The sequence below is a fragment of the Paenibacillus swuensis genome (assembly GCF_001644605.1).
In the GTDB taxonomy this organism is placed as follows: Bacteria; Bacillota; Bacilli; order Paenibacillales; family DY6; genus Paenibacillus_N; species Paenibacillus_N swuensis.
In genome coordinates this window covers 472,629-496,586 of the sequence record NZ_CP011388.1, presented here as the reverse complement: position 1 = coordinate 496,586, position 23,958 = coordinate 472,629, and the positions used below count along the sequence as shown (strand labels likewise).

At 51.1% G+C, this 23,958-nt stretch carries 20 protein-coding genes; 14 read left to right on the top strand and 6 right to left on the bottom strand.

What is annotated here, in order from left to right; translation table 11 throughout:
- Nucleotides 1-21: 21 nt before the first annotated feature.
- Nucleotides 22-972, bottom strand: a complete 951-nt coding sequence (locus SY83_RS02215; RefSeq protein ID WP_068603862.1) for a phytanoyl-CoA dioxygenase family protein — start codon at nucleotides 970-972, stop codon at nucleotides 22-24.
- 123 nt (nucleotides 973-1,095) lie between these two features.
- Between SY83_RS02215 and SY83_RS02210 the strand changes: the two genes are divergently transcribed.
- Nucleotides 1,096-1,977: an AraC family transcriptional regulator gene (locus SY83_RS02210; RefSeq protein ID WP_068603859.1), complete on the top strand. Its 882-nt coding sequence runs from the start codon at nucleotides 1,096-1,098 to the stop codon at nucleotides 1,975-1,977.
- Here SY83_RS02210 and SY83_RS02205 read toward each other — a convergent pair.
- The gene (locus tag SY83_RS02205) at nucleotides 1,974-2,861 is read right to left on the bottom strand and encodes an AraC family transcriptional regulator (RefSeq protein ID WP_068603857.1); all 888 of its coding nucleotides are present in this window, start codon (nucleotides 2,859-2,861) and stop codon (nucleotides 1,974-1,976) included. The two genes, SY83_RS02210 and SY83_RS02205, sit on opposite strands and share 4 nt — an antisense overlap.
- Before the next feature lie 83 nt (nucleotides 2,862-2,944).
- The gene (locus SY83_RS02200; protein ID WP_068603855.1) at nucleotides 2,945-3,769 is read right to left on the bottom strand and encodes a phytanoyl-CoA dioxygenase family protein; all 825 of its coding nucleotides are present in this window, start codon (nucleotides 3,767-3,769) and stop codon (nucleotides 2,945-2,947) included.
- Between the two features lie 163 nt (nucleotides 3,770-3,932).
- Between SY83_RS02200 and SY83_RS02195 the strand changes: the two genes are divergently transcribed.
- From SY83_RS02195 to SY83_RS02145, 11 genes are all read left to right on the top strand, one after another.
- A complete protein-coding gene (locus SY83_RS02195) occupies nucleotides 3,933-4,847 on the top strand; it encodes a creatininase family protein (protein ID WP_068603852.1) in 915 nt (304 codons plus the stop codon).
- Entirely contained in the window at nucleotides 4,844-7,147 is a 2,304-nt protein-coding gene (locus SY83_RS02190) for an alpha-L-rhamnosidase-related protein (protein ID WP_068603850.1), read from the top strand. The genes SY83_RS02195 and SY83_RS02190 overlap by 4 nt, the downstream gene beginning before the upstream one ends.
- 18 nt (nucleotides 7,148-7,165) lie before the next feature.
- A complete protein-coding gene (locus SY83_RS02185) occupies nucleotides 7,166-8,395 on the top strand; it encodes an amidohydrolase family protein (protein ID WP_068603848.1) in 1,230 nt (409 codons plus the stop codon).
- A gap of 33 nt (nucleotides 8,396-8,428) precedes the next feature.
- Nucleotides 8,429-10,630 carry a glycoside hydrolase family 36 protein gene (locus SY83_RS02180; protein ID WP_068603846.1) on the top strand — a complete coding sequence of 734 codons (2,202 nt, stop codon included), beginning with the start codon at nucleotides 8,429-8,431 and terminating at the stop codon, nucleotides 10,628-10,630.
- Between the two features lie 98 nt (nucleotides 10,631-10,728).
- Complete coding sequence (locus tag SY83_RS02175) at nucleotides 10,729-12,435, top strand: type 2 periplasmic-binding domain-containing protein (RefSeq protein WP_068603843.1); 1,707 nt, start codon at nucleotides 10,729-10,731, stop codon at nucleotides 12,433-12,435.
- Between the two features lie 168 nt (nucleotides 12,436-12,603).
- On the top strand, nucleotides 12,604-13,461 hold the full coding sequence (locus SY83_RS02170; RefSeq protein ID WP_068610767.1) for an ABC transporter permease: 858 nt from the start codon (nucleotides 12,604-12,606) through the stop codon (nucleotides 13,459-13,461).
- 17 nt (nucleotides 13,462-13,478) lie between these two features.
- A complete protein-coding gene (locus SY83_RS02165) occupies nucleotides 13,479-14,360 on the top strand; it encodes a carbohydrate ABC transporter permease (protein ID WP_407944605.1) in 882 nt (293 codons plus the stop codon).
- An 80-nt stretch (nucleotides 14,361-14,440) separates the two neighbouring features.
- Entirely contained in the window at nucleotides 14,441-16,180 is a 1,740-nt protein-coding gene (locus tag SY83_RS02160; protein WP_082882257.1) for a sensor histidine kinase, read from the top strand.
- Nucleotides 16,181-16,196: 16 nt separating this feature from the next.
- Nucleotides 16,197-17,819 (top strand): response regulator transcription factor, encoded by a 1,623-nt coding sequence (locus SY83_RS02155; protein WP_068603836.1) that lies wholly within the window; start codon nucleotides 16,197-16,199, stop codon nucleotides 17,817-17,819.
- A gap of 27 nt (nucleotides 17,820-17,846) precedes the next feature.
- The gene (locus SY83_RS02150; RefSeq protein ID WP_068603834.1) at nucleotides 17,847-18,230 is read left to right on the top strand and encodes a sensory rhodopsin transducer; all 384 of its coding nucleotides are present in this window, start codon (nucleotides 17,847-17,849) and stop codon (nucleotides 18,228-18,230) included.
- Nucleotides 18,231-18,356: 126 nt separating this feature from the next.
- Entirely contained in the window at nucleotides 18,357-20,066 is a 1,710-nt protein-coding gene (locus SY83_RS02145) for a family 14 glycosylhydrolase (protein WP_068603831.1), read from the top strand.
- 66 nt (nucleotides 20,067-20,132) lie between these two features.
- Here SY83_RS02145 and SY83_RS02140 read toward each other — a convergent pair whose 3' ends face one another.
- On the bottom strand, nucleotides 20,133-22,007 hold the full coding sequence (locus SY83_RS02140; RefSeq protein WP_231891356.1) for an alpha-galactosidase: 1,875 nt from the start codon (nucleotides 22,005-22,007) through the stop codon (nucleotides 20,133-20,135).
- On the opposite strand from SY83_RS02140, the gene SY83_RS23435 reads away from it, so the two are divergent.
- The gene (locus SY83_RS23435; protein ID WP_231891355.1) at nucleotides 22,006-22,167 is read left to right on the top strand and encodes a hypothetical protein; all 162 of its coding nucleotides are present in this window, start codon (nucleotides 22,006-22,008) and stop codon (nucleotides 22,165-22,167) included. The two genes, SY83_RS02140 and SY83_RS23435, sit on opposite strands and share 2 nt — an antisense overlap.
- Before the next feature lie 175 nt (nucleotides 22,168-22,342).
- The gene (locus SY83_RS02135; protein ID WP_068603827.1) at nucleotides 22,343-22,720 is read left to right on the top strand and encodes an iron chaperone; all 378 of its coding nucleotides are present in this window, start codon (nucleotides 22,343-22,345) and stop codon (nucleotides 22,718-22,720) included.
- A gap of 14 nt (nucleotides 22,721-22,734) precedes the next feature.
- Here the strand turns inward: SY83_RS02135 and SY83_RS02130 are convergent, their stop codons facing one another.
- Nucleotides 22,735-23,220 (bottom strand): DMT family transporter, encoded by a 486-nt coding sequence (locus SY83_RS02130; RefSeq protein WP_068603825.1) that lies wholly within the window; start codon nucleotides 23,218-23,220, stop codon nucleotides 22,735-22,737.
- A 29-nt stretch (nucleotides 23,221-23,249) separates the two neighbouring features.
- Nucleotides 23,250-23,948, bottom strand: a complete 699-nt coding sequence (locus tag SY83_RS02125) for a Crp/Fnr family transcriptional regulator (RefSeq protein ID WP_068603823.1) — start codon at nucleotides 23,946-23,948, stop codon at nucleotides 23,250-23,252.
- Nucleotides 23,949-23,958 lie beyond the last annotated feature (10 nt).

Below are 23,958 nucleotides of genomic sequence, written 5' to 3'. Positions count from 1 at the left end.
TCTGTTACGATGCAAGACTTCCTAGCAGATCTTATCCTTCTGCCAGCGAATCGATTCATCAAAGGTAGTATAGTCGAAATTCATCTTATTCCAGTAATGCATCAGCTCGCTGCGGGTCCATCCTTCATAGAGCTCATCCCAGGCAAAAGGCCCGTGAGGCAGAAGCGACGCGGATTCGATCGGTTCATGAGCCGGTTGATAACGGAAGTCGCATGACAACCGGACCCGGCCCGGGATCTGGTTCGGCATCGATTTATGCACGGTATGGCTGTGGAACGTAATGACGTCCCCGGCTTGATATTCGCAGGTCTGCCATTCATAGTCGAGTCCGCACAGGATGGATTCCAGCCCGCCTGCTCCCGGTGCCGCTGTAACCCCGAGCAGACCGGACTGTTGGCTCCCCTTCAGCATGGCTAATCCGCCGAGTTCGCGGGGCACATCGCCCAATGGTGCCCAGCAGGTCCACGTATGCTCCGTCCCTTGAATATGCAGATAATCCTGATGGGAAGGGGTCGGCTTCTGATCTTTATGGGGCAGCATGATCCGCCCGATATGTCTCGGATGGACAAAAGGCTCGGCGCCGAATAAATTTGTATATAAACTAATCAGCGCCGGGCTGTGGGCTAAGGCGTGAAAACTTTCGAGTTTTTGCACTCTGTGGTAAATATCCAGAGGCACGCCTACGCCGTTCCAAGCGATTTCTTCAGCAGTATAACGGTGCACCTGATCGGGGTCTGCAGACCCTTCCATTAATGGACGGCTGCGGTCAAGCAGATCATATTCATCAAGGATGTCCAGAATCGCCTTACGCACATCCAATACCGCCTGACGGTCAAGCAATCCCCGGAAGAACAGCACACCGTCCTGTTTCGCTTGTGCCTGCAATGCCTGAGGGTCATTCAGAAGCGGAGTTGCGTCGGTTAATTCGGACGAGATCGGTTTCTTGTCGTTGTCTTGTAACGGTTGGGTCATGAGTATTGCCTCCTTTTCATTGATTATCTTTAGCATAGTACGCAAAGCAGGTTCCGTCTTTGCATTTACGGTGTTCGATTTGCACTTTACCGGAGTTTTTTTATAGAAAAAGGAGGGGGTTTTATGAAGCAAAGCGGCAGTATGAACGGGGCGTCGCAACCCAGGCTGCATTTCGTGAACAGGCTGTTCTGTACGCCGGGGGAAACGTTCGGGCCTAGAATCATTTGTGACCATCAGTTCATTTATGTGGAAAAAGGGCGCGGGAAAGCCGAGATCATGGGGAACCGGTATGAGGCGGAGCCGGGCTCGTTATTCTACTACGGTCCGGGTGAACCTCACCGGTTTGAGGCGGACGAGGAGGATCCTTTTGTGTTATACGGACTGCATTTCAGTCCTGATTCGGTAGAGGGGGATGTAACTGCGGGATCGCACCATGTGACCATTCTTCCTGCAGAATCCATGGATCGGCTGCATCCGGTACTTGAAGCGGGGAAGCGTTTGAAGGGCATTCCGTACTGCAGCAGTCCGGGCATGTGGCCGAAGACCTTGTTCGAAGAAATGGTAAGGGAGTACCGGGTGGGGGACCGCTATTCCTCCATCGTGCTGTCTTGTCTGCTGCTCCAATGGACGGCCAAATTGTACCGTTGGCTGGACACGGCGGGGACCCATTCCTTCCATCATAAGGAAGAGGCGGCTTGGGTCCGGCATCAGCTGGAACGGCATGCCTGTGAAGCTTATGCGCCCGGTTGGCTGGAGGAGTGGACACCGTACGGCCATGACTATGCGTCTCGGATGTTCCGCAAGGCGTATGGCGTTTCGCCGCATGCCTATCACTTGCAATGCAAATTGCAGCAGGCTGAACGGCTGCTGCAGGAGACCGAGCTCACGGTAACGGAGATTTCGGAGAGGCTGAATTACGGCAGCGTTCATTATTTTTCCCGCTGGTTCAAGCAACAGACGGGAGAGCAGCCGACGCGGTACCGACAGCTGAAGCGTTGGATTTAATGGCTCGGCTGCCTTTTTCTGAATTGAGAAGGGGATTGTCCGTACATCTGTTTGAATTGCTTGTTGAAGAAACTGACATCTTCAAAGCCGACCTCGCTGGAAATTTCGCTCATTTTCATGTCCGTAACGGTAATCAGCTGAAGGGCTTGAGAAAGGCGGATGTCGTTGCGGTATTCAATCATCGTTTTGCCGGCGTGTTTCTTGAATTTAGCGGAGAAAGAAGCGGTACTCATACCGCAGAGCCTGCTCACTTGATCGAGCGACAAAGGCTGGGCGTAATGCTTATGAATGAAAGCGCAGATCGAATCCATGAGGTCATGGTCGCGGGACAGTATGGCTTTGGGGCCGTTCTTATTCTCGTAACACCGGGTTAGAAAGATAAATAGAGTCACCAGCTGGGATTTAATCGCCAGAGAGTATCCGACGGGCTGGTCCCTGTATTCTTCGGAAATGCGCTTAAGCTGTTCCATTAGATGCACTTGCTGGGTGTATTCAAGGCTTAGGAATGTTTTGAATTGAAAGGATCCCCGGAGCATCGGTTCCACAAAATAAAATTCAATAAACGAACTTAGCGCGGAGAGCGACTGGATTTCCTGCTGTAAGAAAGCGGGTCCGATCAACAGATTGTGGACAATCAGAGGTCCGGAAGCATCGACGTAGTACGCATGCTCCACATCCGGCTCAATCATGAACACATCACCTGCGCCGATCCGGGAGGTGTTGCCTTTATAGCTGTGCCGGCCGCTGCCTTCTTCAATATAGACCAGCTCAATGAACTCGTGGGAGTGGGGCGTGACGGTAACGTTGGGGGAAAGAATAACCCGGTCGCAGTGAAATTGCAGACCCGCAGTCGGGAAGTAATCCGTATTTCTGAGTTTATGCAAGGCCGATCCCTCCAGCAGCGGTTTATTCCTGATTGTAAACCAACTGCCGGAGTAGTGTAAACGGGAACGGCTTTAAGTTTAACTCATTTTTTGGCCAGCAGTGGGAACAGCGGTCCCTTGATCGGTTCGCCCGCAACCAGTCCTATATCGTTCGTCATCTGGTGAGGCTGGCCGCTGTAGGTGGTTCCGTCCGGCATGTAGATGATCGCCAGCACGCGTCTTGGACGGTCCGTCAGGTTCGCATGCGCGTAGTGAAACGTCAGGCCGTTGTGGAACGTGCAGCTGCCCGCCTTGAGCGGAACCTTGACCGGTTTATCTTTCTCCATGTCCTTCATGTCGGCAATCTCGAACAGGTCCTGCGGATTTAAAAAATCGATCCCCGTCAGTTTTCCTTTCTTCTGCGATTCCGGCACAAACATCATGCAGCCGTTATTTTCATCCACATCGTCAACAGGGATCCAGATCGACAATGCGCCTGGCTCGTTCATCGGCCAGTAGGGGAAATCCTGATGCCAGGGGGTAGGCTTGGAATCCTGAGGCATTTTCCACAGCGCATGGTCATGGAACAAGCGGATGCCTTCCGCACCTGTGAGCTCTAACGCCATTCGGGCGAGCTTGGAGTGAAATGAAAATTGCGCCATGCCTCCATGGTCTCTCCACACATTGACTTTCTGGTTCAGCACTCTATAGTAGCTTCCGCCAGGCGCGTCCTGGTTCACCGCATGTTCATTCTTTTGCACCATCGCCTCTTCCATATACGAAGCAAGCTCCCTCACTTCTTCCGGCGAAAGCACATCGTCGATCTGCACAAATCCATACTCCCGGTAAGCTTCCACAGTCTCTTTGCTCAATACGTTCATGTTCAACAGTCCTTTCAGGTGATATTCGATCTGCACCCAATGTAGCACGGACGGACGGACCGGTTCTTGGCGTATTTTCTAAAGAGTAAGGCTGATTTTCTATTCAAGAGAGACACGGCAAGAAAGTATCCGAAGGTAAAAATATTGTTCTTACCGCCCCCCGGCAACTGTCTTAAGATGAAATGGACACTACTTACAGGGGGTACGCAGAGTGGAACAGGAACTGACAAGAGAACAAATTCAATGGGAGCGCATGCTTCCGGCCGAATTCAGGCGGGCGCAGGCGAAACTGCCCGTATTGTTTCTGCCTCTCGGCACCGTGGAATGGCATGGGGAACACAACGCGCTGGGGCTCGATTCGCTCAAGGCGCATGAGCTGCTGGTGCGCACCGCGCGCAAAGCGGGAGGCGGCGTGGTCCATCCTCCGTTGTACGGGGGCATGGGCGGATTGGACAAACCCGCAACGGTCATCATCGAAGGCGAATACGACTGGGACAATGTGATGCTTCGCCCTTGGATCGAGAAGCTGTGCGAAGAAGCGGTCCGCAACGGGTTTAAAGCGATTATTATCGTCACCGGCCATTACGGCCACAACCAGCAGATAGTGGTGCGCGAGGCGGCCGTGCGCATGACGGAGCGGCTGCAGGTGCCTGTGCTGGGCGTTCCGGAATATTGGCTGGCGTTGGATGCAGGGTATTGGGGAGATCACGCAGGCATCGGCGAAACGTCGCTGTTATGGCATCTGCATCCGGACTTGGTGGCTATGGACCGGATCAAAGAGGATCCGGATTATGGCGTTACGGATGACATCGAGAAAGGGTCATCCCCCGAACTCGGCGAGAGATATGCGGAGCTGATCACTGACAGGCTGGCCGCGTTAGCGGAACAGATGCTGCAATGGGATGAAGCGACAAGGGAAGCTTATGCGGACAGCGAGCGAGCGATTCTCCGCATGCAGCTGAAAGGCTGGAGGCAGGTCGGGCCTTGGGAGTTCTGGAGGCATATGGCGCATACCGGGATGGCGGAGTACGGCAAGCTTTTGCTCGAGAATCAATTCAGTGAGATCGCAAGGCGGGCAAAGCTTCATTGGGAGCAGCCTGTCGCTGAGGGGTTGGAGTCCCCATGAATCCGGAAGCTAGCTGGATCTGGCATGAGAGCCTCTCGACGTTAACCAACAGCTATGTAGATTTTCGCAAGACTTTTCAATTGAGCACAGTCAATGATGCCAAGCTCCACATCTCAGCCTCACAGGAATATCTGCTGTGCGTAAACGGGCACTTGATTGGGCGGGGGCCGAGCCCTTGTTCGCCGGAATGGCAGTATTACGATTCGTATGATGTGACTGAATTCCTGCAGCCCGGCAGCAACTGCATCACGGTGGTAGGTTATCGGTTCGGGGAGAAGGATATCGTCATTGAACAGATGCAGGGCGAGGCCGGTCTGATTGTGAGTCTAGATATGGCGGGCAACCCGCTGGTTACAGACACGTCATGGAAATGCAGAATTTCACCGCGGTACGAAACCCGGACGATGCGCATCAGCCGCTGGGGCGGATTTAATGAAATTTACGCAGCGGAACGGGAGGACGGCTGGGAACAGCCCGAATACGACGATTCTGCTTGGGCGCCGGCGGTCATCGCTGCGGCAGCCAACGATCCGGATGGCCCGTGGCCGCGGCTTTTGGCAAGGGAAATCCCTTTTTTGCACAAAGAATGGGTGTCTCCTAAATTGGTGGTTCGGATGGAAAGGAATTACGGCAGACTGGACGCTGTGCAGGTAGCTTCCGATGAATTTGCCGTTGCCTTCCCGATTCGGATTGATGCTTCTGTCCCGGGATCTTTGCCCGGCATCGTCTACGATTTCGCAACCGAAGTCGTCGGACGCCCTGAACTGCGCATGGATGCGCCTGAGGGCGGTGTGGTCCGTCTCGCTTACGGCGAGTCGCTGGAACTGCAGTATGTCGACACCTTTTTGCTCAAGAAAGGGTTGAACGTGCTCCAGCCTTACGGCCGCAGGGCTTGCCGGTATGTTCAGCTGACGTTGATGGCGACCCCGCAGCCGGTGGACTTGCTGATGTTCCGCTTCGAGAACCAGCATTATGATTTTCCGGAGGCAGGTACGTTCCGGACGTCGGATCCCATGCTGGACCGCATATGGGACATCAGCCAAATTACGACGGTCATGAACAGCCAGGACCATCTGGAGGACTGCCCTTGGCGGGAAAAGGCGCTGTGGGTAGCGGATGCCGTGGTGATGGGCAAAGTAATTTATCATATGTACGGCGACACGAAGCTTCTCCGCAAATGCCTGCTGCAGGGGGCTCGCATTCAGCAGGAGGAAGGGTGGATTCCCGGTACCGGCCCGGAAACGAACAAGATGCTGCTTCCGGACTTCAACGGACATTGGCTGATCGGCGTGTATGAGTACTACATGTATACGCAGGACCGTGCGTTTCTCGAGCAGATTTGGACGAATCTCGTACGCGTCGTAGAGTGGTTCGACGCACAGGCCGATGACACGGGATTGTTCGCTAATGCGGCGCGCCCCGGGTTCTTCTGCTTTATCGACTGGACGGAGCACCTCGACCGGAGGGATAAGGTTACGGCCATCTCTTGTATTTACTACAAAGCCTTGCAGTGCATGGTTCCGCTGGCAGAGGCTCTCGGCTTGACGGACTATTCTGAGGAGCTGCGGATTAAGGCAGAGGCACTTCAGCTTGCGATTAGAACCAATCTATGGATCGAAGAGAAAGGTGCTTATGCCGACTGTATGGACGGAAACCAGCTTTCAGAGCACGTCTCGCTGCAGACCAATTTCCTGGCGATTTGGGCGAACCTGATGACGGAGGAGGAAGCTGACCGGTTCCTTACCGATTATTACAACACAGGTAAAGCAGCTGAAGTGAAAGGCGCCTTCTTCCAGCACATCGTCCTGGAAGTGTTCCTGAAGCTAAACCGCCGCAAGCAAGCCGCCGGACTGATTCGCAATTACTGGGGCGGCATGGTGGCGCGGGGCGCGGTGACCTGGTGGGAGACTTACGATCACGCCAGTTCCTTCTGCGTGACCCCGAGTACTTACCAGGGCAATGTGCCCACCTATTTGTGGGAAGAACCGCGTGTCAGTATGTGCCATGGATGGGGTGCTTCGCCCGGCTATATTCTGTATCAGCTGATTCTGGGCGTCAACATCATGGAACAAGGGCACGGGCGCTTGAAGATTACCGTCCCGTTCCAGACCGTCCAATGGGCGGAAGGCCGGCTTCCTACGAAGGACGGCTGGGTGGATATAAAGTGGAAAGAAAACGGCGGTATACTGGAAGGCTTGCTCCGATATCCGGATTCCATGGAGCTGGTGCTGGAAGAAGGCTATCCGGAAAGGATCCGCATCGAGTCGTATCCGGTCCAGGATAAATTGGTACAGGCGTAAAAACAGGAGGAATGAAACATGAGTAAGTCAAGTGAGCATTTAGCATCCTTTATAGCACAAACCCCGATTTTCAGTACGCATGAACACCACAGGGATGACGATTTTTATGCAGGCATGTCCCTGGATACGCTGTTCTCCTGCTCTTATGTGGGATGGTATACCGCTCCGCCGACCCCGGAGGCGGGCGCCCGCGCGGCTTGGCTTGAGAAGATCCGCTGCAATTCCTATTTTGTCTGGTTGGAGAAAGCCGTATCTTCCATTTACGGGGAGGAGGAAATTACGCCTGATAATTGGGACAGCCTTTCCGAAAAAATCCGCCGGGCCCATCAGGAACCGGGATACCATATCCGCCTCTTGCAGGAGAAAGCAGGGTATATCCGATTTCTGGAAGACTGCTATTGGAACACGGGGAGCGATGTAGGCTACCCGGATATGGTTACGGCCGTATACCGGCTGGACATGTGGATGCAGGGATTCCACCCGGATTCGGTCGATCATGACGGATGTAATCCGCATGCGAACGCAGGGTCTGTAATTCCCGATCTGGACACCTATCTGGAGCTGTTAAGGGAAGAACTGGTACGGCGCAGACCTTCGATCGCAGGATTGAAATGCGCGTCGGCTTATCAGCGCACGATCCGCTTCCAGACCGTAACCCGCGAGCAAGCGGAAGCGTTGTACCTGAAGCATCCGTCGGAGCTTACCCAAGAGGAGCAGAACCGCTTCGGCGATTATATACTCGGCGCGGCATGCAAGGTTGCGGAAGAGCTGGATCTGCCTATTCAGATTCATACCGGATTAGCGCTTCTTGAAGGATCCAACCCGCTGAATCTGGAAGGGCTTATCGCTTCGCATCCGGGAAACAAGTTCGTTCTCTTCCACGGGGGATTTCCCTGGATTCATGAGACGGCGGGACTGGCGCACAACTACCAGAACGTCCTGATCGACATCAACTGGCTGCCTTTGATTTCTACGTCAGCAGCCGTTCAGGCGCTGCACATGTATATTGAAGTGCTGCCAGACATTCGGACGCTGGCCTGGGGCGGCGACACCTGGACCTCCGAGGAAGCGGTGGGGGCATCGATGGCATTCCGCCATGTGCTTACACGCGTGTTGTCGGAGAAGGTGGAACAAGGCTACTTTACGTTGAAGCAAGCGGAGCAATTGGCGGAGAAAATCATGTTTCGGAACGCCCAGAACATTTATAACATCATCCCTGTACAAGCAAGGCAAATGGCACAGCCGTAACGTTTATGAACAAGAAAGGAAGTGCAGCGAAGAATGACTCTCGTTCAGGAAAACACCAAATGGATGGTGGACCATCAGGGCATGCATCTGGAATTCGCCCAGCACGGAGAGACGCTCGTGCAGACAGCCCTAAATACTTCTGGAAACAGGAAAGACCGGGTGGCGCCCATATCCCTTCCTAATTTTCAATTGGGTTTGACGGGAAAGCCGAGAGGCGTATTCCCTGTACCGCTCGGAGGGATGACCTCCATACCGGCCGAATGTATCCTGCTCAGCAAAGAACAACGGGAAGACGGGTTGCTGCTCACGTACCGGCATGCAGCCTATAATTTACAGATTCAAGTCCGGATGACGTTCATTCCGGGAGCCAATGTGATCCGGCAAACGACAACGGTCGTGAATACGGGCACCGAACCAGTGTTGATGAACCACCTCTCCTCGATGAGCCTGAGCGGCATCGCCACTGACGGCGTCAGGCACTGGCAGGACCCTAAGAAAATTCGGGTCCACTATGCGATGCAGACTTGGCACGGGGAAGGACAATGGCGTACGGGGAACCTGGAGGATCTCGGTCTGTACCACGGTTCGCCGCATCCTCCGTCCAATACGATCCGGTTCTCCTCTGTGGGCAGTTTCAGTACGGCCAAATACCTGCCGATGCTGGTTCTGGAAGATATGGAAACCGGGAAGGTATGGTACTTCCAGGTGGAGACCTCGACGTCGTGGAACATCGAGATTGGCTTCCGCGGTTCTTGGAACGATGACAGCGGCTGCTTATACGTTCACACGGATGCCGGCAGCGAACGATTCGGCGGCTGGAAGAAACAGCTGCTTCCGGGGGAGAGCTATACCTCCGTTCCGACAGCTTACGGCTGCGCGGAAGGCGGTTTTAACGAAGCGGTCAGCCAACTGACCCGCTACCGCAGAAGTACGCTGAAACCGGCGCCTGCTTGGGAAGGCGAGTTCCCGCTCGTTTACAACGATTTCATGAACGGCATCTGGGGTATGCCAACCCGGGAGAGGCTGATTCCTCTGATCGATGCGGCTGCCGAAGCGGGAGCCGAATGCTTCTGTATCGATGCGGGATGGTTCATGGAGCATACGGACGCGCCCGTACAGAAATTAGGCGACTGGCTGCCGGTGGATGAACGCTTCGGCGAGGGCGGATTACAGGGGATACTGGATTATATCGCCTCACGCGGGATGTTGCCGGGGATCTGGCTGGAGATTGAAATGTGCCATGTGGAATCTTCCATCGCCGCCAAGGACCAGGACTGGTATCTCTATCGGAACGGCGCAAGAATCGGCGGACCGGACCGCGTGTTCCTTAACTTTTCGAACCCGGAAGTCTGCGCCTACTTTGAGGCGCTGTTCGACCGCCTGACAGGGATGGGGATCCGCTTCATCAAGAACGACTATAACGATTTCATTCCTGTTGCCGACAGCCCGGACGGAGTCTCGGTGGACGACCTCCGCAGAAACGCAGATGCCTTCTACTCGTTTATTGACGCCATCCGACGCAGGCATCCGCAATTGATTCTGGAAAACTGCGGATCCGGTGGCATGAGGGAAGACTATGCCGCCCTTTCCCATTTTCACCTGCAGAGCACAAGCGACCAGGAATTCTACTACAACTACCCTTCCATTCTGCAAGGTTCGCTGGCCGCGATTCTCCCGGAACAGGCCGGCATCTGGGCCTATCCGTACCCGCTTCCGTTTCTGGAGCAGAATACACCGGAAGTCGTGCTCAGCGAATCGTATCAGGCCACAATGAAAGATGGCGAGGAGACGGTGTTCAACATGATCAACGGGTTGTGCGGCAACCTGTATCTCGCGGGGCACCTGTATGCCGCCGACGCACATAACATGGCACTCATTCAACAAGCCACCGCACTTTATAAACAGGAAAGGGGCCATATCCATCATTCTGTGCCAGTGTACCCGACCGGTCTCCTGAAGCTTAAAGAGCAGCAGGCATGGGGCTCCTTGGGCTTATGGAACAGAGACCAGAACCGGATGCTGCTTGCCGTATGGAGGCTCGGATCCGCCGAGGACCGGTTTGGAATTCCACTGAACGACTGGTTCTCCGGGGAAACGTCGACTCGGCAGCTGTACCCGCAGGCAGAAGAATTTCAAGCTCCATTCTATTACAACAAGGCGGCAGGCAAACTTACGGTCCATTTGACCAAACCATTTACGGCCCGGTTCTTCGAAGTGTCAGGAAGAGTGCAATAAAACGCCGCAACCGCAAAATATTATTCTATTAACCCATCATTGGCTCCGTTATCATGAAGAAGTAGACCAATATTGCATTAGAGAGGGGTTTCTAAAGCATGAAGAAGACATCATGGGCTAAGAAGGCAGTCGTACTTGCTGCCATCGCGTCGCTGACATTAACAGCGGCTTGCGGAAACGCAAATAACACAGCAAGTGAGAACGGGAAGAACAACACACCTGCACCGCAGAACGACAAACCGGCCGTGGAGGAAAAGATCGATCCGCTGGGCAAGTACGAAACACCGGTCAAGATGACCGTGTGGTCGGGCGTGAATGACGTTATGAAATTCGCTCCAGGGGAAAGTATCGACGACAATCTGCACACCCGTTACATGAAAGAATTCCTCAATATCGAATTCTCGAATAAGTGGGTGGCGGACGGCGCCAAAATCAATGAGAAAGTAAATTTAGACATCGCTTCCAACGATATTCCCGACGCTACGCAGGTGACGCTGGACCAACTGAGCAAGCTGATCAAGAATGACCAGGTGGAAGACTTGACGGAAGTCTGGGAAAAGTATGCTACACCTGAATTGAAAGCGAACATGGGATTCCAGGATAACGCCGCTTTCGTACCTGCAACCAAGAACGGCAAAATCTATGGCATTCCAATTCCTTACGATATGGGGAATTCCGTATCCTTGATGTATGTGCGCAAAGACTGGCTCGAGAAAGTCGGCATGAAAATGCCAACGACGATCGATGAACTGGTAGCGGTAGCCAAAGCGTTCGTGGAGCAGGATCCGGACGGTAACGGAAAGAAAGATACGTACGCCATCGGGATGGATAAAGGCAACGAAGCAGGCGGTCCCGCCGCGCTTCCGGGAACGACGACACTGGACGCCATTGCGGCAGGCATGGGCGTTTACCCTGGCCTTTGGTTGAAGGATGAGAACGGCAACGCCCGTTACGACAGCCTGAATCCGAAAATGAAAGATGTTTTGACCAAAATGCAGGAACTTTACAAAATGGGAGCCTTCGATCCTGAATTTGCGGTTAAAGACCTTCCGAAGGTGGGGCAGTCCATTGCAGAAGGCAAAATCGGTATCGTCTTCGGACCGTTCTACTATCCGATCTGGCCTTTGAAAGATTCCCTGACGAACAATCCGAAAGCGGATTGGGACGTGGCTTTGACGCCTACGCTGGACGGAAGCAAAGTCGTGCCGAAGGCGCTGCCTTTTGCAAACAACTGGATTGTAATCCGCAAAGGTTATGAGCATCCGGAAGCGTTGATCAAAACGATGAACGTGACCCAAATGATGCAGGACAACACAGGCGAACCAGGCGAATTCTGGAAGGAAGCCGGCAAAGGCGTCTACAAGGATATGAGCGCTCATCAGTACATGAAGCCGTACACGTTCGATTCTCCGGTCCGCAACATTCAGACCGGCAAGGAAATTAAAGCGGCCATCGATGAAAAGGACGAATCCAAGCTGGTCAGCTCGGCAGCTATCGAAAACTATAAGAACAACGTCATGGCTGCTGACAAAAATACCGCGTGGGCGTTCCGCAAAGTATTCTACGATGCCGAATATCTGCTAGGCCAATACGAGAAACTGCAGTACTCGGTGTTCTTTGACGCTCCTACACCTGAGATGCAAGCCAAAAGTTCGGCTTTGAGCAAGCTGGAATTCGAAACGTTGACCAAAATCATTATGGGCGCCGTGCCTGTCAGCGAGTTCGACAACTTCGCGAAGAAATACAACGATTTGGGCGGAGCCAAGATTGCTGAGGAAGTTAACGAATGGATGAAAGCACGTTAAAATGAATTCACTTGGGTACAGGGCTGTGCGGCTGCTGCCGCACAGCCTTGCCCCATACTACAGGAGAGATTGCCAATGCTGAGAACGGTACGGGAGACCGCGCCGCCGCGCGTAACCAAGCGGCCGAGAAGAGGGCTGCTGCTGCATAGAACATGGCCGCTCCATCTAATGATGCTTCCGGGCATCGTATTCCTGATCATTTTCAATTACGTTCCTATGGTGGGCATCTCCATTGCATTTCAGGATTACAATCCGACCAAAGGCTTTTTCGGTTCCGAATGGGTCGGACTCCGGTATTTCAAGTTCATGCTGGAACTCCCGGATACGGCGACGGTGGTTCGTAACACGCTTATTATTGCAGGTTTAAAAATATTGTTTGGTTTTCTCGTTCCAATCCTGTTCGCCTTGCTGCTGAACGAAGTTCGGCAGACGCTGGTGAAGCGGATGGTCCAGACGATGGTGTATTTCCCTCATTTTCTGTCTTGGGTCATCTTGGGAGGGATCTTGATCGATATCCTTTCCATGCAGGGAGGAGCTGTCAATCAGATCTTGTCATGGTTCTCTGTCGACCCGATTTTTTTTCTCGGCGATCCGCAATGGTTCCGCGCCGTACTGATCAGTACGGACGTATGGAAAGAATTCGGATTTTCCACCATCATTTATTTGGCAGCCCTAAGCGGAATCAATCCCCAATTGTATGAAGCAGCCGTGATTGACGGGGCCAATCGTTGGAAGCAAACGCTGAACATTACGATTCCGGGCATTCTGCCGGTGGCCGTTCTGATGGCCACGCTGAGCATCGGGGGCATTCTGAATGCCGGATTCGATCAGATATTTAACCTGTACAACGCGCTGGTTTACGATACGGGAGATATTATCGACACCTATGTTTACCGGATCGGACTCGTAGATGCCCAATACAGTTTAGCGACAGCTGTGGGACTCTTCAAATCCGTGGTCAGTCTGATTCTCATTTCCGTTTCCTATGCGCTGGCCTACCGGTTTGCGAATTACCGGATTTTCTAGAAAGGAGGCACCCTCTGGTGAAAGCTTATGATTCCAACGCCTACCGCTTGTTTACTTTTGCCAATTACCTGATACTGCTGGCCATAGGCCTGCTCTGTGTCCTTCCTATGTTTCATCTGCTTGCGGTGTCCTTCAGCTCCAAGGGACCGGCGAATGCGAATCTCGTAGGATTATGGCCGATCGGTTTTACGACGGAAGCCTATGCGGAGGCCTTTACGAATACTAAGTACCTTAAATCGTTTCTGGTTACTTTTGAAAGAATCGCGCTGGGTGTTACGATCAACATGATCCTGACCTTCCTGCTCGCTTATCCGCTGTCCAAAGAATCCAGGGACTTTCCCTTAAGAAGCGTCTATGTGTGGTTTATTGTGTTTACGATGCTGTTCGGCGGGGGATTAATCCCAAGTTATATGCTGATGAAACAGCTTCATCTGATGGACACGATCTGGGCCTTGGTGCTTCCGGGTGCCGTACCTGTATTCAATGTCATCATGCTGTTGAACTTCTTCCGCCAGCTTCCCAAAGAGTTGGAAGAATCGGCATTCATGGACGGGGCGAGTCATATGGTCTCCCTGATCCGAATCTACGTGCCGCTCTCTATGCCGGCTATTGCCACCTTGACGTTGTTTAGTGTCGTGGGGCATTGGAACTCGTGGTTCGACGGTCTGATTTATATGAAGAGCCCTGATCACTACCCGCTCCAAACGTACTTGCAGATTCTGCTCGAACAGACGAAGAACGCGATTACACTGGACGGGGCCAAGCAAATTTCCGAGGTAGCGAAACGCTCCTTATACTCGGCGCAAATTTTTATGGCCATGCTTCCGATCCTGCTCGTGTACCCGTTCCTGCAAAAATATTTTGTCAAAGGGATCGTACTCGGGTCTGTGAAAGGGTAGCGCGGCAAAAGCGGCAAACAGGAGATTTTACTCCTGTTTGTTTGGCATTTCCGGTGATATGATGGTGCTGAGGTGGTTCAATGAGCATAATAGCCAGATGGCTTCGTATGAGCGTGTTCATGAAAGTGTTTCTAGGTTTTCTGATCGTCGCTCTCCCCCTGTACGGAACGAGTTTGAGCACCACGTGGAAGGCGGGCAGCACCATTTCTTCGGAAACGCAGTCTTCGACACACAGCAAATTGCAGTTTTTTCTGGAGTATTTAAAAGATGAGCTCCAGAACGTCAATCAAATGCTGGTGGCGCTGAATAACGACCCGGATCTGCCGAGCCTTATGCTGATGCAGGATACCAAATTAACCTATGAAGTGCTTCAACTTTCCAATCAGATCCAGTCCAAAATGAATATCGTTTATTATTCCAGCGACTATATTACGGATGTGTTTCTGCTGCTGCCCCGCTCAGGCAAGCAATTGTCGGTCAACAAGGGCGGTCTCGCACAGATTGAGGACAGCAAGAGGGGCTTCTTGAACAGGCATATAGGGAAATTTTCCATGATGGACAGGTTTATAGACAATAATTCGATTACCTATACGATAGCGATTACACACAATGATGAAACGGAGGTCAGTTATCTGCTGGGGGTGGAAATCTCGCAATCCAAAATACTGGAGTCCCTCAAAAAATACGATGCCGACGACAAGTATCATACCTTCCTGGTGGATAATGCTTCCAAACGGTATGTGGGGCGGGAATATCTGACAAACGCAGATAAAGTAATCTATGAAACCTTGAAAGAAAGCCCCGAGCTCAAGAAGATCGAGTGGAACGGGGTGCGTTATATGGTCCAAAGCTCGAAAGACCAGTTCTTTACTGTCATCTCGTATGTGGAAGAAGGTCAGGTTCTCGGATCGGTTAACCGGATTCGCAATTCGTTCTGGATTCTTGCGGCGGTCTCGTTCGCGTTCCTGTTTGTATACTCCCTGCTGATTTTCCAGCAGATTCATAAACCGCTTAACCGATTGGTCCGCACGATGAAAGCCGTTGAAAAAGGAGATGTAAACGTATACATTCCTAATTTGAAAGAGGATGAATTCGGTTACGTTTACCGGCAGTTCAACAGAATGGTAGGACAGCTCCGCAATTTGATCGAGGAGGTATTGGAAAATAAAATCCGGATGCAGCAGGCCCAGTTGAAACAGCTGCAATCGCAGATTAATCCTCATTTTCTGTTCAACTGTTTCTATATCGGATACCGGATGGCCAAATCAGGGGAAATGGAGAATGTCGCCAAATTATGCAAATATCTCGGAGACTATTTCCGCTTCGTCACGCAACGTTCGGAACAGGACGTATTGCTGGAAGAAGAGATCAAGTATACGTCTACGTATCTGGAAATCCAGCTGCTTCGTTTCTCCAATAAGCTCTCCTATCAGGCAGAGATGGAAGAAGGGCTCGGACAGACGGTTGTCCCGGGATTAATTATTCAGCCGCTTGTAGAGAACGCGCTGCTTCACGGGATTGAGAAAGTGAACCGGCCGGGACAAATCATAATTTGTATCCGCCGCCGCGGAGCCTATATATCTGTAGAAGTGAAAGATAACGGCCCGGGTATGGAAGAAGAGGCGCTCCACCAGTTAACGGCCACACTCAACCAGTCCGTGAACGACACGAACCACTGCGGACTATGGAATGTCCATTGGAGATTAAAGCATACGTTCGGGGAAGGATCCGGGCTCCGCATCCGGAACCTGGAAGAAGGCGGCTTGTGTGTATCGTTTGAGGTTCCCGCATCATCGATGAAATTCGGAGAAATTGCATAGAAAGAAGGGATCCCCCATGTATAGTCTGCTCATTGTAGATGATGAACCGGTGATTGCGGAAGGCTTGGCCGAGATGGTGACGGGTTCAGGCCTGCCGTTGAGAGAGATCAAGTTCAGTTATTACGCTCCGGAAGCGCTGGCCCTGTTTACGGAAACGCCGTTCGATATCGTGCTCGCGGACATCCGCATGCCGGAAATGAACGGATTGGAGTTCTTCGAGCGAATCCGGCACCGCTCTTCTACAACCAAAGTGATCTTTCTGACCGGTTTCTCTGAGTTTGAGTATGCAAGGAAGGCATTACAGCTGGACGCAACCGATTATTTGCTCAAACCGGCCGATGACGAGGATGTAATCGCCAGTCTTATGAAGGCGATCGCCGAGCTGGAACAGCACTACGAGCGTATGATGGCGCTGGAATCGGCCCGGCGGCAGGTGAAAGAAGCGCTGCCGTCCGTCTATCATGATTTTTTCCGGCGGCTGCTGAACCGGGAGGAATTCGGGACGGTGAAGAAGGTGGCGGAGGCATTCTCCAGATTCGATCTCCCGTTCCTAGCCGAACGTCCGGCGGCTACGGTCATCTGCAGGCTGGACGAATGGACCGGCCGTTTCGCGGAGAACGACCGGGCGCTGGTCCAATTCGCCGTTCAGAACATGGTACACGATATGCTGAACAACAACGGAAGAATGGCATCGTTCCATACCGATGACGGGTTATGGGCGATGGTGATTCAACCTGCCGGCGGCGATGTCGGGGTAGAGATGATTCCTTTGCTCCGTGAAAGGCTCGCCGATACGCAGGAGACGATCTACAGGGTTCTCGGCGCTGTCGTTTCGTTCGCGCTTACCCCAAGCTTCCTGTCCTGGGAGGAATGGCCGGGGGGATTCCGCTATCTGGCATCCAGCCTCAAATTCACTTTGACGCCCGGGGTGCTGTTGATGCCCGTTACTATGGCCGGTTCCGCTGCTGCAGCCATTCAATACGGCTATATTAATGATGCGATCTCTAAAGTGACGGATGCCATCCAATCGAGGGATGAGCAGCTGTTGGAGAAGGTTCTGGGGCAAGTGTTTATGGGCGGTGAGCCGGCTGAACGCACAAGCCCGGAGAGCCTGGGGATCATCTATATGGGAATCAGCCATTATCTGGTCAACCTGATGCTGCTTTACAGTCTGGGGCACGAACTGACCGTCCCGGTTACTGAGAAGATGTCTAATTTTCACGCGCACAAAAACAGGAAGGAAGTCATCTCTTTCTTACTGGACAACTATCGCAAAGTTGCAGCCAAGATGGATACGGTCCGTAAACATCCGTCCGAATCCCTAATCGATCAAGTGAAATTGTATGTTCATGCGCATTTAAGCGAGGATTTATCGCTGGACGTACTGGCGAAAGCCCGATATGTAAGCCCGTCCTACTTGTCCAGGCTGTTTCATCAGGTGACAGGCGAACAGCTGACGGCCTATATTACGCGGGTGAAAATGGATGCGGCGAAGAAGCTGTTGTCCGACGCTCAATACAAAATCCAGGACGTGGCCGAAAAATTGGGCTATCAAAGTCCCAACTATTTCTCTAAAGTGTTCCGCAAGACACTGGGTATTTCCCCGCAGGACTACCGGGCTACCAGCCTTTCGCCATAATGACTATTAATTTATGGAGGTTTGACGATGCACTCTTCTGCAGGTTTCACGGTTTGGTATATTCCTGACGGTTATATTCCTGAGGACAGCGCAGGCAAGCTGGTCAGCCACGAATCGGTCTGTGTGCTGAACAGCGGGTCCATGGATGCGACGGTAGAATTTACGATATTTTTTGAGGACAGGGATCCCATAGAGGGCATTAATGTTGGGGTGCCGGGACGGAGGACCCGGCATATCCGGACAAGTATGCTTACGAACGGATCCGCAACGATTCCGGTCGGCGTTCCCTATGCGATTCAGGTGACGAGCGACCTGCCGGTCATTGTCCAATACAGCCGTCTGGACTCCACCCAGGCTGAGAACGCTTTAATGAGCACGATGGCTTTTCCAATAAAGTATCCCGAGGCGTAAGAGTAGCTAATTTACTACGACCATTGCATCAATAATGTACACTGACACCGTTATCTCTCCTTCCTTATAATGGATGAAAGTGCTTACATAAGTACTTACACTATTGCGAAGTGAGGGATTTTTTTTATGAAACCATGGTTGAAGAACCAAGCTTTGAAACGCTTTATGCCCGTCAGCTTGGCCATCCTGCTTATGTTTACACTGATCATCACGGTTCCTCAGCCAACGGCCTCCGCCAGCATGAATGCAGGCTACAAAACATTCGTCATGGCTCCGCTTAATCTCCCAACCACCACAACAGACTGGAACAACTTCAAGAATCAACTCATCACACTGAAAAATAACGGCTTTGCCGCGGTAACGACCGATGTGTGGTGGGGTAAATTCGAGCCAACCAATAACGGTTTCGTATGGAATGATACGAATGCGAATTATTTGAAGCTCGCTCAAACGGTTCAGGAAGCGGGAATGAAATGGATTCCTATTCTTTCTTTTCATCAATGCGGGGGCAATGTCGGGGATGATTGTAACATTCCTCTTCCATCCTGGGTATGGTCCGGCGGCACCGCGGATGACCGTAAGTTCAAGAGTGAGCAAGGCAACTACAGCAATGAATATTTATCCATCTGGTATTCAGGCGCATACACGCAATATGAAGAAGCGATGCAATCCTTTAAAGACAACTTCCTTACAAGCTATGGAAGCATCATTGAGAAAATTTACATCAGCATGGGTCCCGCCGGCGAATTGCGTTATCCTTCCTACAACAGTCATGACAGCGGCTGCGGTTATCCGAATCGCGGATGCTGGCAATCCTTCTCCACACCGGCCAAAAATGATTTTATCGCAAGCATGCAAGCCTTAACGGGTAGTAATCTGGCGACGTTAAATACGCGCTGGGGATCCAGCTTGACGAATTGGAATCAAGTTTCACCTCCTACCGACGGAAATACCTTCTGGACAGGGAACGGGGTAACTTCCCAATACGGCAAAGACTACTTGAATTGGTATCAGGGCGAGCTCTTGGCTCACTTCGACACGTTTATGACCAAGGCGCATACGAAGCTGGATGCCTTTGGTGTTCGCATTGGAGCTAAAGTTGCCGGTGTCCACTGGAAAGGTGCTGAAGTATCCGGAAACACTATGCTGCATTCCGCGGAGCAACCCGCAGGCTACTACAATTATGATCAGATTCTTCAAAAGTTCAAGGATAGAAATGCAGATTTAACCTTTACCTGTCTGGAATCACAGAATAGTACCGGATCTCCGGTCTATAGCTATGCTAAAGATCTTGTGATTAAAGTAGCGGATATCGCTAAAGCTAAGGGTGTCAATATTTTTGGCGAAAACGCACTAGCTTTCTCAGGTGATACAGGGAAATACGAGCAAGTGGCAGAGCATTTATTTAACCGTAATTTCAAAGGCTACACACATCTGCGGATGGATACTTTTGTGAACAGTACAGGAGGGGCGACCAGCGACATGGGGCTCATTAAGCCTCGGATCGTGTTAACGCCTAAAGCGATTACTTTCACGGTGTCAGGTGTACCGATTACTTCAGGGGATGAGGTATATATTTCGGGAGGCAACTGCTCCGGTTGTACAGATAGTCTAGGCTGGGAATTAGGGAAATGGCAGCCCGTTACGCCTTATATGACCCAGATGACAAGTACAGGCACAGCCGGTCAATATCGCGTAACCATCCAGGTACACAACAACCGAAATTATGAGTTCAAAGCGGTTAAACGCAGCTCCGGCGGCACGATTACTTGGGAGAGCGGAAGCAATAACGGCGTGAATACTTCCTCTGCATCAGCAGCGAACTGGACTTGGTAAACTAAAAAAGCAGAGCGTTCGAGGTTATCTCGAAATGCTCTGCTTCCTTTTTTTTGGTCATAGTTGTTAGCAGGAATACCTGTATAAAGCATATTGAAACGATCCATCCAGCTGGAAAGCGGCATGACCGGCCGAATCTACTTCGACTTTCTCTTGTGTTCCTGACCCCAGAATACGCTCCAAGCGCAATGTCGCATCCTTCAAATTCCACAGTTTATAACGCTGTGCTGCGTCCGTATTGTATTCTTTAATCACAAGAATATATCCGGAGTGATCCGTAGAGGCGGATTGGAAGCCTGTCCATGTGGTGCCATTGGGCTCGTCGCCGATCGGCAGGACATGTCCAGCCAGAATATCGCTTTGGACTTCTCTGTATGCAGGTATGATCCGCTCTAGAGTAGCGACAGACTCCTCGTCAAGCCCCGTCTGTTCCATCCACGCAAGGGGATTGGCGAACATCGTGATCGCAAATGCGTACTCAAGTCCGCAAGCGGAAGGCGCAAGGACATCTCCTTGATATAACTCTACATTTCTCTTCACATTCAGGAATTCAGCTTGTAAACGATAGGAAGGATAATAACGGGACAGCATCCAGATATTCCTCAAAGTACAGTGTGGGAAATAGTTAGGCCAGCTGCCGAAATTACCTGTAAACCTGTTCTCCAGGAACAGAGAGCCATACTGTAGCTGTCCGTAATAACCGCTTCGAATACCGGCTGTTACATCCATATTGAAGAATACTTTGCTATCCGTGAATTGGAGAACTCTCCTTAATAACTTCGTAAGATTCTCCTCAGCCGCTTTGGATGTAAACTCAATTCCGTCCATCTTAAAGGCGGCGATTCCATATTGTTTGTGCAGATGAATGAGTACGTCACTGTCTTTCTCCCAATTCTCAAAATCATTAATGGAGTCCGGAGAGAACCATAGTCCCATCTTAATTCCTTTATCGTTAGCGGAGGCAATGATTGGCTCGAGTCCGTTAGGGAACCTCCGGGTATTCACCTCCCAGAAGTCGGGATTATGTTTATAATAGCCCATTCCCCAAGCGCCGCCGGGAAGAACCGAGTTGGCGGAGGTCCCATTTTGCCAGCCGTCATCGATCTGATAGAACGTAACTCCGGTTCTTTGCGCCACCTCAAGCTCGTCCAGAAGGAATTTCTCGCTGAGTCTGCCGTCCGATGACTGGTCGCCCCAGGTATTCGACATAATGAAGGCGTCTTTATCAGGGTTAAATATATGAATGGCATTATGATATTGATTAAGCGAAGCCAGAGCCTGTTCTTCATCTCCGCTCCACAACAATACGGTGCTGCCGTAGGTGCTTAATGTTCTGTGGGTATTTAAGTCGTTCTTGTCAAAACTCCATCCCGCGGTAAACACGTTGATTCCTTTAATGAAGAAATCACTCTCCAAGCCTCCGAGATAATCCATCGGTGTGGGTCCCTCTTTAATCAAGGTCAGTCCTTCTTTAGATAGGTGATCTTGTACAAAAAGAAGGTTTCCTTTCACAAACCGATGCTCTCGTCTGGAGAACAGTCCATGCTGGGTATGTAGTAAGTTATCGAAATCATCGGTCACGTCGTTGAATTCAACGCTCTTCCATCCGCAGTGTCTTGGCTCTAGAGGGTAACTATCCTGATAATCGTCCGTGAGCTCGTTAAAGTAAGCCCTTCGGACCGGTGAATCCTCTGACTTTTCGGTTTTGTGCAGCACGGCGTCATCCCTGAGGATTACGTTAATAAAGGATCTTAAGATGGGGAGTTCAGGATATATCATATGAATCCAGTTGATTGTGCAATCCTTATATTCAAGGCTTACCTGTACTCTCAGATACTTCTTGGCAATGCCGTAATCGTCATCCGGATTCGCGTCTACCGTCAGGCTTAACTTGTCCCCGTTGATGAAAGAGGAATGAAAGAAGGCATATTTCTTACTCATGTTGGATAACCAATCATGGGTTTCCTCGGTTGTAAACCATTCCTTATTCGTGGTTTTATTCTTGAGAGAGACAACAGTAGGAATCCCATCGGATACATTCCAGATTCTTTCGATGGAATTGTTTCCGATTCGCAATTCATTACCTTCCAGCGAGACATAGCAATCTTCTAAATGATTCGTATACGTGTTCAGAGCGATTCATCTCCTTCTCTATGTAAGTGCAACCTCTTTATGTTATTTAAAATACCAAGCATTGTAAATAGGCTGCAGATGGGTACAATGAAGGATGTCAGCACTATAATTGACAGTACAATAACCGAGAGGGGATTTAGTTCATGCCGACCAATTATACCAGCATTGACCAATACATCTCAACGTTCCCGGCAGAGGTCCAAACCATCCTGCAACAGCTTAGAACAACCATTCAAGAAGCCGCACCCGAAGCTGCAGAGAGAATTAATTATCAAATGCCTACGTTTGATTTACACGGGAATCTGGTCCATTTTGCGGGATATAAAAATCATATCGGGTTTTATCCGGCCCCGAGCGGGATCGCGGCGTTTCAGAAGGAGTTGTCGAAGTATAAAGGGGCCAAAGGCTCTGTGCAATTTCCATTAGATCAGCCGATGCCCTATGAGTTAGTTCGAAGAATTGTTGAATTTCGCGTGGGAGAAAACGTGGAGAAAGCTCTAAGCAAACGTAAGAGAAAGTAGTATATGAGCGAAATTTATAACGTACTCTCCACGGCCGAGCCCTTAACCTGTTGCTCGTCTCCACGGCCTTCCGTCATTTTGAACACCAGAATACCCCCAACAATCACCAACACGCCAATCAACTGTCTCGAGGTAAAAGGAACCTGTTCCACGCCCAACCACCCCTGAGAATCCCACAACAGAGCGAATCCCAGCTGAGACATCAGAATGATGGAGATCGCATAGGTCGGACCGAGCAGCCGAATCCCCCGCACGATGCACGTGACGATGCCTACCCCGATGATGCCGCTGAACCAGTACCAAGTTTGCATATTGTGGAAGTGAAAGAGTTGTCCTCCTTCAAAAAACAGCCCAAGCGTCATCGAAGCCGCAAACCCCATCCCAAGAACTAAAGTCGTTGTTGTCGAAGACGCAGCGTGTTCGTTAACTTTACTGTTGAAGATGTTTTGCAGACTGACCAGAGTTCCCGCGAGTATTGCCAGCAGTAATCCAAGTATCATATGGTGTACACACTCCTAAGGGTGAATTATTATTCGTAAATATTGCGGTTCGCCAGTGCTTCCAAAGCTTCTTTATGGGTGATTACAATGAATCCTTTGCTTCGATTTATAAGCCCATCGATTCGGAATTGGTGAATGACCCGGTTTAGATGGCGGTAGCTGGTTCCGATTAAATTCGCGACGTCCGTCAGGTTTGATGTGCTCAAGCGGCCGTTCTGCGCGCCATCCTGTTCGTCATAAATCACAGACAGTAAGTAACTTGCCAACCGCACTTCCACCGGATACATTAAGTTGAAATTTGATGAATTGGACTTCTTGTGAAATTTGCGTGTGATGATATCCAGCAGGAATTGCAGAAAAGGCGCATAATCACCGGCATATTGCCTTAGGATGCTATAAGGAACCCCGATCATATGGACCGGCGAAACGGCCTCCACGGTGTTGATGGTGTTAATATTCTGCACATATTCGATGTCTCCGATGACTTCCAGCGGGGTTTTGAACGAGAGAATGAGGGTCTTGCCTTCGGCTGAAGTCGTATAAATTTTCAGTTTCCCTTTCACTAGCACATAGAGGCGGTGGGAAGGTTCGCTTTGGGCACAGATGGTTTCTCCACGGTCATAAGAGTACAGGGACAAATAAGGCTGAATTCCCTCATTAAATATAGACTCGATGCGATGCAGTTGCAGATAATGTTGAAGTTGAACCGGATCGTTTAGTGCTTTCATGTGGTGCGAT